Source organism: Parabacteroides sp. HGS0025 (assembly GCF_000969845.1).
Classification (GTDB): Bacteria; Bacteroidota; Bacteroidia; order Bacteroidales; family Tannerellaceae; genus Parabacteroides; species Parabacteroides gordonii.
This window is the reverse complement of sequence record NZ_KQ033902.1, coordinates 445,952-464,099: the sequence shown is the minus strand read 5'-3', so window position 1 is coordinate 464,099 and position 18,148 is coordinate 445,952. Positions and strand designations below refer to the sequence as shown.

At 41.4% G+C, this 18,148-nt stretch carries 10 protein-coding genes; 5 read left to right on the top strand and 5 right to left on the bottom strand.

All coding sequences use genetic code 11. The features are described from left to right. Positions 1–4 precede the first annotated feature (4 nt). The 4 genes from HMPREF1212_RS01540 to HMPREF1212_RS01525 all read right to left on the bottom strand — a co-directional run bounded on the left by HMPREF1212_RS01540 (position 5) and on the right by HMPREF1212_RS01525 (position 7,644). Positions 5–1,522, bottom strand: a complete 1,518-nt coding sequence (locus HMPREF1212_RS01540) for an arylsulfatase (RefSeq protein WP_046148188.1) — start codon at positions 1,520–1,522, stop codon at positions 5–7. A gap of 103 nt (positions 1,523–1,625) precedes the next feature. Further along, the gene (locus HMPREF1212_RS01535; protein ID WP_046148187.1) at positions 1,626–3,170 is read right to left on the bottom strand and encodes a RagB/SusD family nutrient uptake outer membrane protein; all 1,545 of its coding nucleotides are present in this window, start codon (positions 3,168–3,170) and stop codon (positions 1,626–1,628) included. 15 nt (positions 3,171–3,185) lie between these two features. Beyond that, a complete protein-coding gene (locus HMPREF1212_RS01530; RefSeq protein WP_198293247.1) occupies positions 3,186–6,539 on the bottom strand; it encodes a TonB-dependent receptor in 3,354 nt (1,117 codons plus the stop codon). A 160-nt stretch (positions 6,540–6,699) separates the two neighbouring features. After that, positions 6,700–7,644: a FecR family protein gene (locus tag HMPREF1212_RS01525; RefSeq protein WP_046150192.1), complete on the bottom strand. Its 945-nt coding sequence runs from the start codon at positions 7,642–7,644 to the stop codon at positions 6,700–6,702. A 413-nt stretch (positions 7,645–8,057) separates the two neighbouring features. Here HMPREF1212_RS01525 and HMPREF1212_RS01520 point away from each other — a divergent pair, with 413 nt between their 5' ends. From HMPREF1212_RS01520 to HMPREF1212_RS01500, 5 genes are all read left to right on the top strand, one after another. Continuing rightward, a complete protein-coding gene (locus HMPREF1212_RS01520) occupies positions 8,058–8,738 on the top strand; it encodes a FecR family protein (protein ID WP_052724899.1) in 681 nt (226 codons plus the stop codon). A gap of 218 nt (positions 8,739–8,956) precedes the next feature. Further along, a complete protein-coding gene (locus HMPREF1212_RS01515; RefSeq protein WP_046148185.1) occupies positions 8,957–12,325 on the top strand; it encodes a TonB-dependent receptor in 3,369 nt (1,122 codons plus the stop codon). A gap of 37 nt (positions 12,326–12,362) precedes the next feature. Continuing rightward, on the top strand, positions 12,363–13,991 hold the full coding sequence (locus tag HMPREF1212_RS01510) for a RagB/SusD family nutrient uptake outer membrane protein (RefSeq protein ID WP_028729829.1): 1,629 nt from the start codon (positions 12,363–12,365) through the stop codon (positions 13,989–13,991). 158 nt (positions 13,992–14,149) lie between these two features. Further along, on the top strand, positions 14,150–15,514 hold the full coding sequence (locus HMPREF1212_RS01505; protein ID WP_046148184.1) for an alpha-L-fucosidase: 1,365 nt from the start codon (positions 14,150–14,152) through the stop codon (positions 15,512–15,514). Between the two features lie 144 nt (positions 15,515–15,658). Then, positions 15,659–16,243 (top strand): RNA polymerase sigma factor, encoded by a 585-nt coding sequence (locus HMPREF1212_RS01500; RefSeq protein WP_046148183.1) that lies wholly within the window; start codon positions 15,659–15,661, stop codon positions 16,241–16,243. Positions 16,244–16,476: 233 nt separating this feature from the next. Here HMPREF1212_RS01500 and HMPREF1212_RS01495 read toward each other — a convergent pair whose 3' ends face one another. Beyond that, positions 16,477–17,934: an IS1182 family transposase gene (locus tag HMPREF1212_RS01495; protein WP_046148182.1), complete on the bottom strand. Its 1,458-nt coding sequence runs from the start codon at positions 17,932–17,934 to the stop codon at positions 16,477–16,479. Positions 17,935–18,148 lie beyond the last annotated feature (214 nt).

Below are 18,148 nucleotides of genomic sequence, written 5' to 3'. Positions count from 1 at the left end.
CCTTTTAAAAACGGAATTTAGGATTCTCCGGAGTCTCATGCGAAATATCCATATAATGTTGCAGTTTCTCTACGATATCCGGATGTTCGGATGCCATGTCATGCAGTTCCTGCAAATCACTGTCCAGATCATATAGTTCCATGACCGTATTCCCTTTTCTGATATCGGAAATGATCCCTTTCCACTTACCCCAGCGGACAGCCTTCAAACCTATTTGAGCATCGGGATATTCCCAATACAGGTATTCATGTTCTTTCTGTTTTGCCTTTTCTCCTTTCAAGGTAGGAAGGAAGCTGATACCGTCTGTCGGCGGACAAGCTATACCTGCGATATCTGCCAGTGTGGGCATCACATCCTGAAAAGAGCAAATATGATCTGTCCCACTGCCGGCCTTAATCTGTTTCGGCCAGGAAACGATTGCGGGAACCCGTATTCCTCCTTCATGCACAAAACATTTGCCCCAACCATATTCCGATTTAAAGGGGCCTCCGCTGTTGAACCAGGGAGAATCGCTTCCGCCGTTGAATGTAGGGCCATTGTCGGAAGTAAAAATAATAACTGTATTATCATATAAACCAGCCTGTTTCAGCTGATCGACAAGCTTTCCGACCTGTTCGTCGAAATAACTTATCATGGCGGCATAAGTCGCATGCGGATAACGGCAAGGCATATAGCCTTTTGTACCGGTATAAGGTTCTTCATCCCCGAACTTATCGACATAATATTTCACCCAACGTTCCGGAGCCTGTAAAGAGACATGCGGAAGAGGAGTTGTCCACATCAGGAAAAACGGATGCTCCCTGTTTTGATCGACAAATTGCTGTAACTCGCTAAAGATCGTATCGTTCGCATATACCTGTTGAGTATATTTGGCATAACTGGCTTCATCCCGGGGATCGGCCCCTTCATCCAGTTTTACCAGGTGAGGATCCAACACCTTATTATTCAGACAGACCCGTTTCTCATTCTTCCATAAGAAAGGCGGATAATAAGTATGTGCCTGCCGCTGGCAGTTATAACCGAAAAACTCGTCGAAGCCTTGTTTGTTCGGAACGCCATCCGAACCCGGATTTCCCAGTCCCCATTTACCGAAACACCCAGTCTTATAGCCGGCCTGCTGCATCATACGTCCGATCGTCATCGTCCCGGCCTTTAAAGGGAACTGTCCTTCCAATTCCGGATGAACGAACATCGAGTCGTGGCTATTGACCGCACCTCTTTCCGGCATCTCGTCATTCGCCCTGATCTGCGTATGTCCGGAATGAAGCCCGGTAAGCAATACACATCTTGCCGGAGCTGACACCGGAGATCCGGTATAGTGTTGGGTAAATTGCATACCGGTATCTCTCAACCGGTCGATATTCGGTGTCTCAATCTTTTGTTGTCCGTAACATTGCAGATCTCCATAGCCCATGTCGTCCATTAGTATATAGATCACATTGGGTTGGCTATTCTCTTTTTTCGTGCAAGAGAAACCGGTAAGGATACAGGCGGATGTTATTATGATATTAAATTTTCTCATACTACTATTTATAGAATAAGTATAATAAAAAAGCCGGCTATAATGCGTAATACACTAATCACAGCCGGCTTGATAAAAAAGACTACCTATTAAAAACTAGTCATTACCACCCTTCATTCGGTGTACATAATTCGTTTGTTTCCAGTTCTTTTGCCGGTATCGGGAAATAATAGAACTTATTGGTATTTCCTGATTTACCACCAGCAAAGTTTTGATAACGAACATCATCACAAGATTTTAATGTCTGTTCAAATATTCCCCAACGACGCAGGTCGTAGAAACGTTCGCCTTCTACAAAGAGCTCTACCGCACGCTGCTGTACCAAATCTTCAAATACGGCTTCTTTGGTTCTGGCTCCACTGTAATCATTCAGGTTTGCACGCTGGCGGATCTGGTTGATATAGCCAATCGCCCCGTCCAGTTTTCCCAGATTCATATTTGCCTCAGCCAATAATAAAAGTACATCTGCATAACGGATTGCACGTTCGTTGATAAATGATTTCGGGGGAGCAATCTCTTCCGTCAGTGTTTTCCAGTTCTGATACTTCAATATCCAATAGGTATTCCATTTATCCTGTGCAAACACTTCACGGAAAGGTCTCTGATAATACATACAACCTTCATAGTCCCAGGCAACGGAACAGCGGGTACGATAATCGTAATTACCATCCTTATCCTTTTCTTTCAGAAGTATGTCCATCATCTGCTGAGTCGGGTTTGCTTCATACCAACCACCCACTTCTGCTGCCGCATATTCTTTCGGTCGGGTATTAGACTGGGTAGAGTTGATATTTTCACCATTACCCCACAAATCCGTACCACCTACGTCCTCGATCAGCAGTTCAAAAATACTTTCCGAGTTGTTCTCGTGTTCGTCATCAAAATTCCAGTAGAAGTCATCGACCAACCTGTATGTATACGGGCTTTTGGTAAGCGGTTCCATTACATCGATTGCTTTCTGCCATTCTTCTTCATAGATATACAATTTACCTAAAGCGGCATTAGCAGCTCCTTTGGTCGGTTTTCCCACTTTATTTGTAACGGGTAATAGTTCTGCCGCCTTCTTCAGATCGATTTCAGCCTGAGCCCATACCTCTGATTGGGAAGACTTTGCCAACGGGAAAGTGGAAGGCGATTGTGAAGCCGTTAGCCTTAAAGGAACATCCTGAAACTCTTTTGCCAACTGGAACAGATAGAATCCACGGATGAATAAACATTCACCGGTTACAGCATTCTGAAATTCCTGTGTAAACTGGTCACCCTTTTCTTCCAGTTTCTGCATAATCGAATTGGTACGATAGAGTGCATTATAGAACTGATAGAACATACCCTGGGTCAAGGAGTTTGTATTACTGTTTGTAAAACGGTTTACTGTGTATACGTCCGATATATCATTACGGAAATCCACCTCATCGGCACGTGCAATACGGAGCATCACACCACGGGTTCCATAATATCCGCCGTTCAGGGCATTTTTCAATGGAGTATAACAAGAGGTCAACGCCAGATTAAAGTCGGCTTCATCTTTCCAGAAAGTATCTTCGGTTGCTTTATTGGGATTCGTCTGATCCAATTGACTATCGCACGAGGAAAAGAGGAACATTCCCGAAAATAACACAGCAAGTGTTGTCTTTATATATGTCTTCATAATATTTTCTCTCAATTAAAATGTTACATTCACGCCTAACATAAATACACGGTTGGTCGGATAAATGAAATTATCAAAACCACGATATCTAGCATTATTAGTATTCACGTCCGGAGTAAAACCAGTGTATCCGGTAATCGTAAACAGATTCTCTGCATTTGCATATACACGGGCTTTTTGAATATAGCCTCTGAACCACTGTTGCGGGAAAGTATAACCGACCTGCAGGTTACGCAGACGCAGATAAGAGCCATTTTCCAGATAGCGGTCTGATTCTGCACGGGTATTACGGTTCGGATCATCCCAGGTCAGGCGCGGATGTGCAGCATTCAAATTATCCGGAGTCCAATAATCCAAACAGGAAGCCAGGAAATTAGTTCCCTTTGTAACATCTTCCAAAGTCTGGCGGGTTGCATTATAAATCTTATTACCTAAAACACCCTGGAAGGAAACAGATGCATCGAAGTTCTTCCATCTAACATTTCCACTTACAGAGAATGTGAAGTCAGGGAACGGACTGCCGCAATAAACACGGTCTTTGTCGTCGATCGTTCCATCGTTGTTGGTATCTTTGAAACGGATATCACCAGCCTGTGCATTCGGCTGTATCTTGACACCGTCTTTTGAATACGCTTCCACTTCCGCTTCACTGTTGAAATAACCGTCGGTAGGGATCAACCAGTATGAGCCGATCGGATAACCGGCCATTGTTTTACAGGTATTGATATTCTGGTTGGTAGCACCGCCCCAGATGGCCTGCGAACCTGTACCCATAGCTGTCACCTCATTCTTATTGAAGCTGCCCAATACGCTTACGCCATAAGAAAGATCTTGATTTACGTTCGTATTCCAGGCAACATTAAACTCAAAACCTTTGTTGCGGATCTTACCGGCATTACGGATCGGATCGTTCGCACCACCGGAAGAAATGGGGATAGGCACTGTCAGCAAAATATCTTTCGTATTCTTTACATACCAGTCGGCAGTAATATTCAAACGATTATTAAAAGCGACAAAGTCTATACCCACATTCGTCATCGCAGTAGATTCCCATTTAATATCCGGGTTAGCGAAATCTTTCGGGAAAGCACCTTGTATAAGGCCACCGTTACCGTCCGGATAGTTAATACCGGTTGTAATCGTCGATGAATACTGATAGTTGTCAATTTCCTGATTACCCAGTACACCATAACCGCCACGAATCTTTAATTGATCCAGCCAACTCAGGTTGTTCATAAACTCTTCTTCTGCGATATTCCAACCAACGGATGCAGAAGGGAAATTACCATACCGGTTGTTCTTTCCGAATTTAGAAGAACCGTCACGACGGATCGTTGCTGTGATCAGGTACTTATTTTTATATGAATAAAATACACGTCCCAGGATAGAAGTCAGCACACTACGGTTGGAATAACCTTCATTACTGCGAGAAGTGGTTGAAGCATCTATCTCTTCCAATCCTTGTGGAAGATTTTCGCCATAAGCCTGCAGGTAACGATAGCGGTTGTCCTGATAGGTATAACCAACCAAAGCTGAAACCTTGTGATCTCCAAATGTTTGATCGTAAGTCAGCAAGTTTTCCACCAACACATTACGCCTGCGTGTTTGCCGTTCTGTCAATTGAGTAACAGAGTTGGTTGTAATACCGAAATCATATTCATTCAGATATTTCTTATACCGGTAGAATTCGAAGTCGGGAGTCATATTCAGTTTATATTTCAAACCTTTAAACAATTCCAACTGAACATAAACATTCGCATAAATCTTCATATTTTCGCTATAGCGATTCATCAGATTATCATCGATCATACCCAGCGGGTTAGGTAAGTTAGCTACGTCACCGTACAAGCCGCCATAACCACCTTTCCGGCTATCATCATATTTTTCTAAAGTAGGAAGTGCCTGCAAAATAGTTCCGACCATACCACCACGAAGTTCTTCATGCAACGGTTTATCATGGTTGAAAGTCAACAACACATTCGTTCCGGCAGAGAAAATACCTTTCTTATAATCATTTTTCGTCTGCAAAGTATAACGTTCATAATTCGTACCCTTCACAACACCATCCTGATTGAAATATCCAAGACCAGTATAATAAGTCTGATATTTACCGCCTCCCTTAACTGAGACATTATAGTTCTGCATCAAAGCCGGTCTGAACATAATATCCTGCCAGTCGTTGTCCGGTTTTGTGGACAGATCGGTAGCCATATCCAATACAGGTTTGCCTACAGCCTGACGGGCAACGGAAGTTACTTCCGACCATCCCTGTGCATCCAGCATATCCAATTTCTTGCTTACCATCGAAACACCCGCATTGACCGATAAATCTACGATAGGCTTTCCTTCTGTATTCGAGCCTTCTTTCGTTGTTACGATTATCACACCATTGGCTGCACGAGAACCATAGATAGCAGCTGAAGAAGCATCCTTCAATACGTCTATACTGGCAATATCGTTCGGGTTGATATGATCGATCCCCGTCATATACATACCATCCACAATGAACAGAGGAGATGCATTATTCAATGTACCGATACCACGTACCATGATACGGCTTCCGGCTCCGGGATTACCACCCTGTGAAACGATATCCACACCGGCAATCTTACCTTGCAGTGCCTGGCCGATATTTGCATTACTTTGCGTATTCAGTTTTTCTGCACTTACATTTGCCACAGAACCTGTCAAGTCCGCTTTCTTCTGTGTACCGTAACCGATTACGACCACTTCATCCAGCGTTTTCGTATCTTCCAACAGTACGACACGGACATTCTGTTGATTGCCTACTGCCACTTCCTTTGTCAAATATCCTATGTAAGATATATTCAGAACAGACTTTGAATCCGCTTCAATGGTGAAATTCCCGTCTATATCTGTGATTGTACCATTGCTTGTCCCTTTAACTACAATGTTTGCGCCAATAACCGGGTCACCGTTCACATCTACAATTGTACCAGTTATATTTTTAGCTTGTTGTTGTACGGGAAGAGTGTTTTCTGTATTTTTTGTCAGTACGATATGTGTTCCTTCCATAGCATAACTGACTCCCATGTTTTTCAGCAGGTTATCTAAAACCTGGGAAACCGGCTTGTTTTTTACTTTAATAGAAAGTTTCTTATTTATATCTACCTGGTTATTATAGATAAACAGATAGTCTGTCTGGCTTTCTATTTCACTTAAAATATCTTCCAGTTGAGTATTACTTCTGGTAATACTCACTCTGGCATTCTGAGAATGCGTATTTTCTGCAAAAGTGCAGAAAACACAGACTAATAACAGAAATGTGGTGATCCGCATAATTCTAAAGATTTGTTTAAGTTGCGGGGATTTAGGATAATACCTACCCGACAAAGAGTTTTTTTTCATACCTTTGTGTTGATTTGAAGTTAATACAGTTTAATTAATTGAATTGTGTTGATTGAATGCCGGTAATTGCCCCCCAGCGCTTGCCGGCATTTTACTTAATGATCATATACTTTCATACGCTATTTTTTTAAGGTTAATAAATATCATAAACTCAAACTTATTACTCTACATATATTATTTGATTCTCATCATCCCGGTGATAAGTGAATTTTATATCCTTCTGCAAAACTCTTAATGCATAATCCACCCCATCCGTCTGACGGAATTTGCCGGTATAGACATATTTCATTACTTCCTTATTCTTTACATGAATAGCCAGACCATAATATTTTTCAAAATCTTTCATGATAGACATAAACGATTCATTCCTGAAACAGATCAGTCCTTCTTTCCAGCGATAAGGATTGTAGTCCTCCACCGGAGTAACATGCAATTTTCCATCACGCAAAGACACCTTATTGTCTGGTTTTAGTACTAAATTCTGCTCCGGATCATCTACAGAAGCTACTCTCACGCTACCCTTCATCAGCGTTGTCTCAAATTCCCCTGTTTCCGAATAAGCATCTACATCGAACTTTGTACCCAAAACTTCCACGTTGTATTTGTCGGTTTGCACCGTAAACGGTTTCTTTTCGTCTTTGGCTACATCAAAATAAGCCTCTCCATCCAATACTACCTGACGATTCTTCCTGCTGAATTTCGTAGGATATGTCAGTGAAGTTCTGGCATTTAGCCAGACAGTTGTTCCATCGGGCAAGGTGATATTGATTCGTTGACCGGCCGGAACAGAAATTGTTTGCATCGCCATTTGTTCCTTTTCCTGCAAAGACTGAAAATAAAGAAAATTCCCCCCCAATGTGATCGCTACAACCGCTGCTATTTTAATTAACTCAGTTCTAAGAGAACTAAGGTTAATTGAGAACCTCTTTTTTCCTGACCTGATCCTGTTTTCATCTCCTAAAAGTAACATCGAGTCAAAAAGTTTTCTCTCTTTAAAAAAAGCACGTTGATTTTCGGCTGACGCTTCCATCCACCGTTTCACATCCTTTTCTTCTTCTAAAGATGCCGTTCCTTCAAAAAACTTATATAATATGTCTTTATTCATGTTTAATACGCTCAATATAGCCATCTATAATAATAACAGTTCATAAATTAATATCCCTAGTAAAGAAATAAAAAAAATTATTCAATACCATATTTCACCCATTTTATTGTTTCCGATTCGATTATCAGATTGTAATGAAACGGGGACTAATCGCATCCTTCTGATACATTAAAAAATATTAATCGTGATACTAATTCAAATTACCCTGGGTAGAAATTTGAATTACTCGCTATAGTAATGACAATTTGATATTTTATAATTCATTTCATTTTTTATTCCATTCGGATGCATTTTGGGTTTCATCCGAAGGAAATTTAAAACACTACCGGGAGAAAAAAGACGGACAGAGTTCTCTTAGAACTGAGTTAATTAAAATAGCATCCATCATAGCCCTTACGCTTGGAGGGAGTTTCATGTATCAGCAAATACAGACGGAACAGGCCCCCATAGCATTACAAACAATCACTGTTCCGGCCGGTCAACGAATCAATATCACACTGCCCGACGGAACCGATGTCTGGCTGAATGCACGAACAACAATTCAGTATCCGGTCTCCTTTAATACGGATCAACGCCTGGTTAAACTGGATGGCGAGGCCTACTTTGAAGTGGCCAGAGACGAAAAGAAACCGTTTACGGTGCAGACCGACAAATACAATGTAGAGGTTTTGGGAACAAAATTCGACGTTGAATCCTATTCTGATACCGAAAGTTTTGAAACGGCCCTGATGGAAGGAAGCGTAAAGATTTCATCGCTGACAGATGCCAACGAAAGTCTGATGCTCACCCCTAACAACAAAGCCTATCTGCATGGAGGAAAATTACGGGTGATGCCGGTAGACGATTACAATCCGTACCGCTGGCGGGAAGGGTTGATCTGTTTCAAAAGCGAAACGTTCGCTTCGATCATGAAAGAATTTGAGAAATATTATGGAATAAACATACATATAACAAACCTGCAAGTACAAAAATATCTATACACCGGAAAATTCAGGCAAACAGATGGTGTGGATTATGCTTTGAGAGTTCTGCAGAAAGATATAAAGTTTACCTATGAACGGGATGAGGACAATCATATAATTTATATCAAATGATTTTAACAATATGTTTCACCTAAATTAAAATGCTTATGGAGTAAAAACTTGTTAACCGTAATGCCGGCGAAGGCTGGGGGGCAATAGCCGGCAGACATCCAATTAACACAAACTAAATTATCAAATTTATTAATTTCAAATCACAACAAAGTATGAAAGAAAACACTTTGTCGAGGTGTAATTATCGGGCACCGCGACCCTTAAAAATTTTCAGAATTATGAGAATCACGACATTCCTGCTCTTAATATGTGTGTTCTGCTCTTTTGCAGAAAATACACATTCGCAAAATGCGAGGGTCAGTATCAACAAGAAAAATGTTCAACTGGAAACAGTGCTGAATGAAATAGAACACCAGACCGATTATCTGTTTATCTATAATAATCAGGTAAATGTCAACAAGAAGGTGTCTTTAAAGGCTAAAAACCAGCCTGTTTCAAAAGTACTGGAAGAGTTGTTAGCTGATTCGGGTATCACATATTCTGTAGAAGGAAACCATATCGTTCTTGGTAAACAGACTATGGCTGCTGCTCCGCAACAAAACAGTATGATCAGGGGGAAAGTTATCGATACGAATGGCGACCCTGTCATCGGAGCCAACATTGTTGAAAAAGGAACAACTAACGGGACAACAACTGATGTGGAAGGGAACTTCTCTATTAATGCAAAGTCCGGTTCGACGCTGGTGATCACTTTTATCGGTTATGTCAGGGAAGAGGTGAAAGCTAACGCCGGAAGAAGAATGGAAATCATCTTACAGGAAGACTCCGAGACATTGGAAGAGGTCGTTGTCGTAGGATACGGTACAATGAAAAAAGCAGACTTGACAGGTTCTGTGGCCACCGTCGGTTCGGAAGTGATCGAAGACCGTCCGCTGACCAACCTGGGAGCCGGTTTGCAAGGCGCAATCGCCAACCTGAATATCACCTCTTCCAGCGGTGCTCCGGGAACAGGCTCGACATTCAATATCCGTGGTACGACAAATATATCAGGCGGTTCGCCATTGATCCTGGTCGATGGTATTGAAATGGATCCGAACCTGATCAACCCGCAGGATGTGAAAGACGTTACTGTTTTGAAAGACGCAGCCTCTGCTTCTATCTACGGTGCACGTGCTGCTTTCGGTGTGATCCTGATCACAACCAAAACAGGTTTCGTTTCACAAAAACCGGTCGTTTCATTAAGTGCCAACTATTCCATCAACGTTCCGACAGTTCATGCGGAATATATGAACTCTTTGGAATATACTCAATGGATGAATGACGCCAATACTACATCTAACGGTAGTAACTATTTTGATGACATTACTATGGAGCATGTCAGAAATTACTACAACGATCCGGTCAACAATCTTCCGGTATTCCATCATCCGGACGATGCGGCCAGTAAATATCGTTATTGCGGCAATACGGATTGGTATGATGCACTGAATAAGAAAAGTTATCCGATGCAGCAATACAATATCAGCGTACAAGGAGGTAGTGAAACGGCCAAATATATGACATCGGCTGGTATGTTCCAACAAGACGGTATCTCTCGCTGGACGGACGAAGACTACAAGCGTTTCAATGTATTGCAGCATGTTAACTATAAAGTAAACAATTGGTTGCAGGTCGGATTAAGAGCAACCTTGTCGATGGTAAAAATGAATACCGGCCCACAAAATAAATATGGGAACAACTCTTTGGGAGCAACGATTCCGGGTGACAGCCGTCCTCTGATGCCGGTTTATCATCCCGACGGACATTTTGCAGGTTATTGCGGTGACGGTTATTTCACAAATCAGGCAGCATGGTTGTCTCAGGGAGGATCGGCCGAAATGAGAAATAATAATATGTACGCGACAGCCTTTGCAAAACTGAATCCATTTGAAGGACTCGAAATCAATTTCGATTATACTTATAATTATTATAACTATTCTTTCAAGAATCATGTGCGCGAATATATCGATTATGATGCTGATGGAAATCCGGGTTCAATCTTCCCGCATACTTCCCCTAACCAGGTATCTTATTCAAAAACAGAGTCACAGTACGATGTATTCAATGCCTATGCCACTTATAAGAAGAAATTCAATAAAGTACATGCTTTTGAAGGTATGATCGGTTTCAACCAGGAAAATACAACTTATAAAGGTGTCGGCTTGAGCAGGAATAACCTGATTGCAAACGATATTCCATTCCTTAACCTGGCAACGGGTGACCGCACAACAAGCGATTATATGAATCAATGGGCTATCCGTGGTGCTTTCTTCCGTTTGTTCTATGCGTATGACGATAAATACCTGTTCCAGGTGAACGGACGTTATGACGGATCTTCCCGCTTCCCGAAAGATGATCGTTTTGCATTCTTCCCGACATTCTCATTGGGTTGGAGACTTTCACAGGAAAAATTCTGGAAACCGATCGCCCACATTGTTAATGATTTCAAGCTGAGAGGTTCTTACGGTGCATTAGGAAACCAGATGGTTAGTTCTTATTATCCTTATGTATCTTCTTACAGCACGGGCGAAGTCGGTTATCTCTTCAGTGGAGAAAAACAGATGGGTGTATATACTCCGGCGTTGGTAAGCGATCAGCTGACTTGGGAAACTGTTAAACAATGGGACTTAGGTTTCAACTTCTCGATGTTAGACAGCCGCCTGACCGGTGAGTTCGACTATTATGTGCGTACAACCGAAGACATGTTGACGAAATCAAAGACATTACCTTCTATTTTAGGTGTTTCAGAACCGCAGATGAACTCCGCCGACTTAAGAACCAGCGGATGGGAAGTTGCTTTGACCTGGAAATCTACTTTGCAGAGCGGATTAGCCTATAGTGCAACGCTATCGCTATCTGACTACCAGGCTGAAATCACGAAATATGACAACCCGACGAAGAATCTGTCCGATGATTATTATAAAGGAAAGAAATTAGGAGAGATCTGGGGATTTGTTACCGAAGGTTTATTCCAGTCGGATGCAGAGGCTGCTGCATGGGATCAGTCGAAAGTTGTCGGTTTCACCCAATATGCCGGAGATATAAAATTTGCAGACCTGGATGGTGACGGTAAAATAACCAGAGGTGAAAATACTGTTAATAATTCGGGGGATATGAAAATTATTGGAAATACAACGCCGCGTTATAATTTCGGTATTCGTGGAACTGCAGAATATAAAGGTTTCGACTTTACCTTATTCTTCCAGGGAACTATAAAACGTGATATCATACCGTCGAAGACATTCTATCTGTCTCATTACGGATCTCAATGGTCTGTTCCTCAGAAAATGAATTATGATTACTGGAGAGAAGATAATACAAATGCATTCTTCCCGCGTGCCCGTTTCAATGCGGATGCGATCAATCAAAATCAGACGCGTTTTATGTTGAATGGTGCTTATATTCGTTGTAAACAATTGGCTCTGGGTTATACTATCCCGAAATATATCACGGAAAAAGCGAAGATATCCAAGCTAAGAGTTTATTTCAATGCGGACAACTTGTTTGAATTCTCCGGAATGCCCGACACTTTCGATCCTGAATTGGCTACAGTAAATGCTTATCCATTTATCAGATCATTCTCTTTTGGTGCTAACCTGACATTCTAAGATGGAACATTGTAGAATAATTAAAATTGAAAACAGAATGAAAAAAGTATATTATATAGCAAGCTTGTCTTTGTTACTCGGATTTTCTGCATGTAATAACGACTTTATGGACTTGTACCCGGAAGATAAGATCAATGACGAGACTTATTGGAAGACGGAAAACGATTTGAAAAACTTTGCAAACCAATTCTATACTACACTGGACAATACCGGTGCTTACGGAAGCGATAATGCGTCCGACAACCAGGCGCACCAGTCGAAAGATGCTTTTATCTGGAGCGATTACACCATCCCGACTGCCGGAGGAGGCTGGGCTAAAGGTGACTGGGCGAATATCAGAAGTTGTAATTATTTCCTGACCCGTTACCATACGGTAGAAGGTATTCAGGAAAACATCAACCGGTATGTTGGTGAAATATATTTCTTCAAAGCCAAGTTTTATTATGAAAAAGTACTCCGCTTCGGCGATGTGCCCTGGTTGACTACGGATCTGACCACTTCTTCTGAAGAGTTGTATTTCCCACGTAATGATCGTGGGACGGTCATCGATTCTATCTGTGTTTGCCTGGATAAAGCCAGTGCATGGTTGCCTGAAACAATGACCGACACACGGCTAAGCAAATATGCAGCGCTACTATTGAAATCAAGAGTTTGTCTGTTTGAAGGAACCTGGAGAAAATACAGGAATCTTGAAAACGCGGACAAATACCTTCGTATGAGTGCAGAAGCAGCGGAAAAGATCATTAACAGTGGTAATTTTGATATTTACTCTACCGGTAATATTGAAGATGATTATCACGCGTTATTCAACCAACAGGATTATACCAATAATAAGGAAGCGATCTTTTTTGCAGCCTACATAACAGACAAACGGATGAATAACAGACCGCGTACGGTTCGTGAAGCACAGACTGGTATGACCAAGGATTTTGTAGAATCATTCTTATGCAATGATGGTATGCCTATTGCATTAAGCAGTCTTTATAAAGGAGATGCCAAGTTTATGGATGAATTTGAAAATCGCGATCCCCGGTTAAAACAATGTGTTTACACACCCGACCGCCCTATCGCCATATTGGCCGACGGTTCGGAAGAATACGAAAACTCTCCGGTATTCAACAATCTGACATTCACCGGTTATCGCCTATATAAAATGTATTCGCCTTTAGCTGAAGATAATGAATATATCAAATGTACACTGGATGACCTGATCTATCGATATGGTGAAGTTCTACTGAACTATGCAGAAGCGAAAGCAGAATTAGGAGAGTGTGATCAGGCTGTTCTGGATAAAACGATCAATAAACTGCGTGACCGTGTAGGTATGAAACATCTAACAGTAAATGTTGGGTTCACCGACCCGAACTGGCCGAAGTGGGAAGTTGCCATCTCTCCGTTACTCAACGAAATACGTCGTGAGCGCCGTGTAGAATTAGCATGCGAAGGCCTTCGCTGGAACGACTTATGCAGATGGAAAGCCGGTAAACTATTGGAGAACCTGAAAACTTATTTAGGCCCCCGTGATCCGGCAACAGGTGAATACCGTGTTCTTTATCCGGGTATGACACGCACATGGTACGATCGTTTATACCTCTATCCGATCCCGACCGATGAGTTTACTTACAATCCAAATCTGTTACCACAGAATCCGGGTTGGGCAAACTAATAATGTGTCAATGAGCTGATATGCCAATGTGCCAATAAAAACACCTTAGATCTAAAATTCTTAAAATAGGTATATTGGCACATTGGCTTATTGACATATTATTTTATAACTCATTATTTTTCACTATACTTGTCTCTGAAATATAATCTGACTCAATCATGAAAAAAACATTTGTAGGATTACTGGCTGCATTGTCAGTTCTTATATCCTGTTCATCCAACGAACCGACGAATATTGTCACACCCAATGCACGACAACTGGCCTGGGCCGATGCCGAAATAGGTGTATTGATCCATTTCGATATGCCCGTTTACCAACCGGACTATAATTTCAGGCAATGGGGAACACATCCGGATGCATCTATTTTTAATCCGACAGAACTGAACACCGACCAATGGCTGGAAACAGCCCAAAAGATGGGTGCAAAATATGCAGTCCTTGTTGCCAAACATTGCAGCGGCTTCAGCCTGTGGCCGACAGAAGCACATGATTACAGCATCAAACAATCGCCTTGGAAAAACGGCGAAGGTGATATTGTTGCCGACTTCATCGCTTCCTGCAAAAAATATAACATCAAACCGGGTATTTATGCCAGTACGACTGCAAATGGTTACTTATACGTGGATAATCCGGGCGTAGTTCAGGAAGGGAGCCCTGTAACACAAGAAGAATATAACCAAATCGTTACGCAACAGTTAACGGAATTATGGAGCAATTACGGTGAACTGTTTGAGATATGGTTCGACGGCGGTGTACTTTCCAGAGATCAAGGAGGTGCGGATGTATTATCCCTGGTTCAGAAGCTACAACCGAATGCAATCGCTTTCCAGGGGCCATACGGACATCCGAACCTGATCAGATGGGTTGGGAATGAAGAAGGCGTTGCCCCTTATCCTTGCTGGGCGACAGCCGACTCTACGACGAATGCTGATGGTACCCGTGTTATCAATGGACTGAATGGTGATCCTTTTGCCCCCTTCTGGTGTCCGGGAGAATCTGATTTCACTTTACGATGGAACCGCTCTTTTCAGGGTGGCTGGTTCTGGACAGCCGGACAGGACAGCATGATGTTTACCATCCCTGAACTACTCACTAAATATGAAACCAGTGTAGGAAGAAACACAAATATGCTTTTAGGTTTGGTTGTCGATAATAAAGGTCTTATCCCTGAAGCCGATGTCCGTCAGGTCGAAGCGCTTGGCCATGAGATTGCACGCCAATATGGAACACCGCTACAACAAATAGCTGGTGCCGGATCAGAATACACCATTTCTTTCGATAAACCGACCAGCATAAACCGTGTCGTCATACAGGAAGATATATCCAAAGGTGAACGGATACTGAAATATTTACTGAAAGGTAAAAAAGGAAATGAATGGATCGAGTTATCTTCGGGTAGCAGCATCGGACATAAACACATAAACAGATTTGACTCCCGAACAGTTGAAGCAATAAAATTAGTTGTGACCGAATCGAAAGCAGATCCTCAGATAATAAATTTCTCCGTATTCGAAACACTCTAAATAAATTTGAAAATAAAGGCCTTTGAGAAAACATTCTATCAGAGGCCTTTATTTATCCCCAAAGCATTTTTATTTCTCATAAACGATAGGCCGAGCCTTTGATTTTAGTATAATTGTCTTATATTTGCTACACAAAACACAAGTATGCAAGTAGATGAGAGTAAAATAAAATGGCGTCAATTTGTTTCCGGTGATAACGAATCGTACAGCTGGATATACACTACTTATGTACAAATTTTATACCGGTACGGTCTCCGTTTTACTTCCGACCCTGAAATCATAAAGGATTGTATACAAGAAGTTTTCACTTCGCTGTATAAAAACAGGAATAACCTTATCACCCCTGATAATATCAAAGTATACTTATTCGTCTCACTGAAAAACTGCCTTATACGCACTCTATATAAGGAATCATTTTATGACCGTGAATTGCCGGAAAACATTCAATTTTCATTAGAATCCACCGTCGAAGAAGAATTCATCAACAATGAACAATATGCCAATCAGCAGAAAATGATCAATGAGATCCTAGCCCTTTTAACGCCCCGTCAAAAAGAAATTATTTATTACCGTTTTATCCAGGAATTAAGTATGGATGAGATATGCATACTGATGAACCTGAATTATCAATCTGCACAGAACCTGATCCAGCGTTCACTTAAAAAAGTAAGACAAAATTACGATTCCATTGAAGTATTCCTATTAATACTCGCTATTTCGTTAAAATGATATATTTTCTAACAATGCCGAAAGCCTCGGCGGAATGAACGAGGGCACTGAAAAACCTTTTAGATTTTCAGACAAATCTCTTCCGTTGCGCTAAAAAATTAAAGTTGTCAAGTCCTAACTTTGGATTTGGCAACTTTCTTTTATTGAACGAGACTCTTTGAAATGCTTATAGAATCGCTCACATGAGCCATTAAGCCCATTTCTCGATCAATTATTGTAAAACAGCCCTCACTTTAGATTAATTTGAGTATTCTCTTGATGTTTGCAGCAAATATGACCATAGCACCTTGCAGTTGCATGCAAGAGATCCCGTATGATAAGGCTCTGTCATATCCGAATACTTGCTTTAGTTCCGCATTTTTAGCTTCAATTTTGTATCTTGTTCGAGACTTGGCCTTAAATTCATCAGTACCTTGAAAAGTCAACTGTCGTTGGTGTTCGTCTGATTTAATGACTACCGAGTAGGTCTTTGTTTTTGATCCCTCTTTGTAACACCCTTCTCTTCGTGAGCATACACGACACTTATTAACATCGAAATAGTATACTATAGTTTGGTTTTTCGGCTGATTCTTTTTCCCTTGTCTAGCACGTCGTATTGCCATGTGCCCTGCCGGACATACAAACATGCCTACATCCTTGTTAAAATCAAATAGTTGTTCTTCCTTACGATGCCCCTGACTTATACCCGGATTAAGTCGGGCTACCAGTTCAAATCCGTTTTCACTCTCATCAGAGAGTTGAATATTATCTTTTCCTGAATAGGCGGCATCGCCAATAACGGTTTCTACCACCATACCATTATTGCGGCTTTGTTCTATGAGCTCAGGTAGTTGGGGACCATCGCCTTTTTCTCCCGAAGTAACTGTAGCTGCAGTTATTATGCGTTCATCACTCATGGCGATGTGAGTCTTGTATCCGAAAAACGAATCGTCTTCACTTTTGTGTCCAATGCGTGCGTCTTCGTCTTTGGATGTAACATAGTGATCTGCTATGTCTGTCAGAGTCTCTCGGAGCATATTAAGGCGCTCTTTAACTTTGGGGACATTTATCAGTGTTTCATCTGTTGATACCACATCAAGTAAAGCTTTGGCATAATCAAGTTCATTCTCTAAATTGTCATCTTCGTTTTTATTAGGTAAATGCTCCTTTATGGACTCATCGGTATCATAAAGGCTCTTTCTAAGTTGCTTTGAGCGGAGTCTTAAAACCTCAATCGGAGAGTAAGGGTTACTGCGAGAACCTGTGTGAGTGGCGTCAACAATGATCGTTTTCGATTTAATAATGCCTTTTTCGATGGCGATGGATACGGTCTTGCCAATAAGGAGGTTCAGCATATCTTTGTCTTTGAGGCGAAGTTTGCGGAATTTGCACAAAGAACTCGGATTGATGAGTTTTGTCTCTTCAGGTGACATACCAAGAAAATACTTGAAAGACATATCATAACGCGAACGCTCAACTACATCTACATCCGATATATCAAAGATGGTTTTCAGCAGAAGGTATTTGAACATCCGTACAGGGCTTTCTGCTGTTCGTCCATTGTCAATACAGTATTTATTCAAAAGCTCTTTGTGGATAAAGGAGAAGTCGATAAGGTCGTTTATACGGCGTAATAAATTGTCTGCCGGAACTATCAAGTCATATAAACTTGAGTATTGACTGAATTGGAAGGTCTGTTGAGATGGTACCATATCTGCTTGATTTATACCTATAAAGATAAGAAAAAGTCAGCACATATCCCAATATATTGGTGGATATGTGCTGACTAATTAGAAGCCGATTGCTATAAAAAGGACTTTTTCAGTGCCCTCGGAATGAACCGTCGGGGCTTTTTTGCCTGTTTTCGCTCTTCACAAAGGTAGAACAGAAAGAACTTTATTTCACTATTTTAATATTAATACTAAC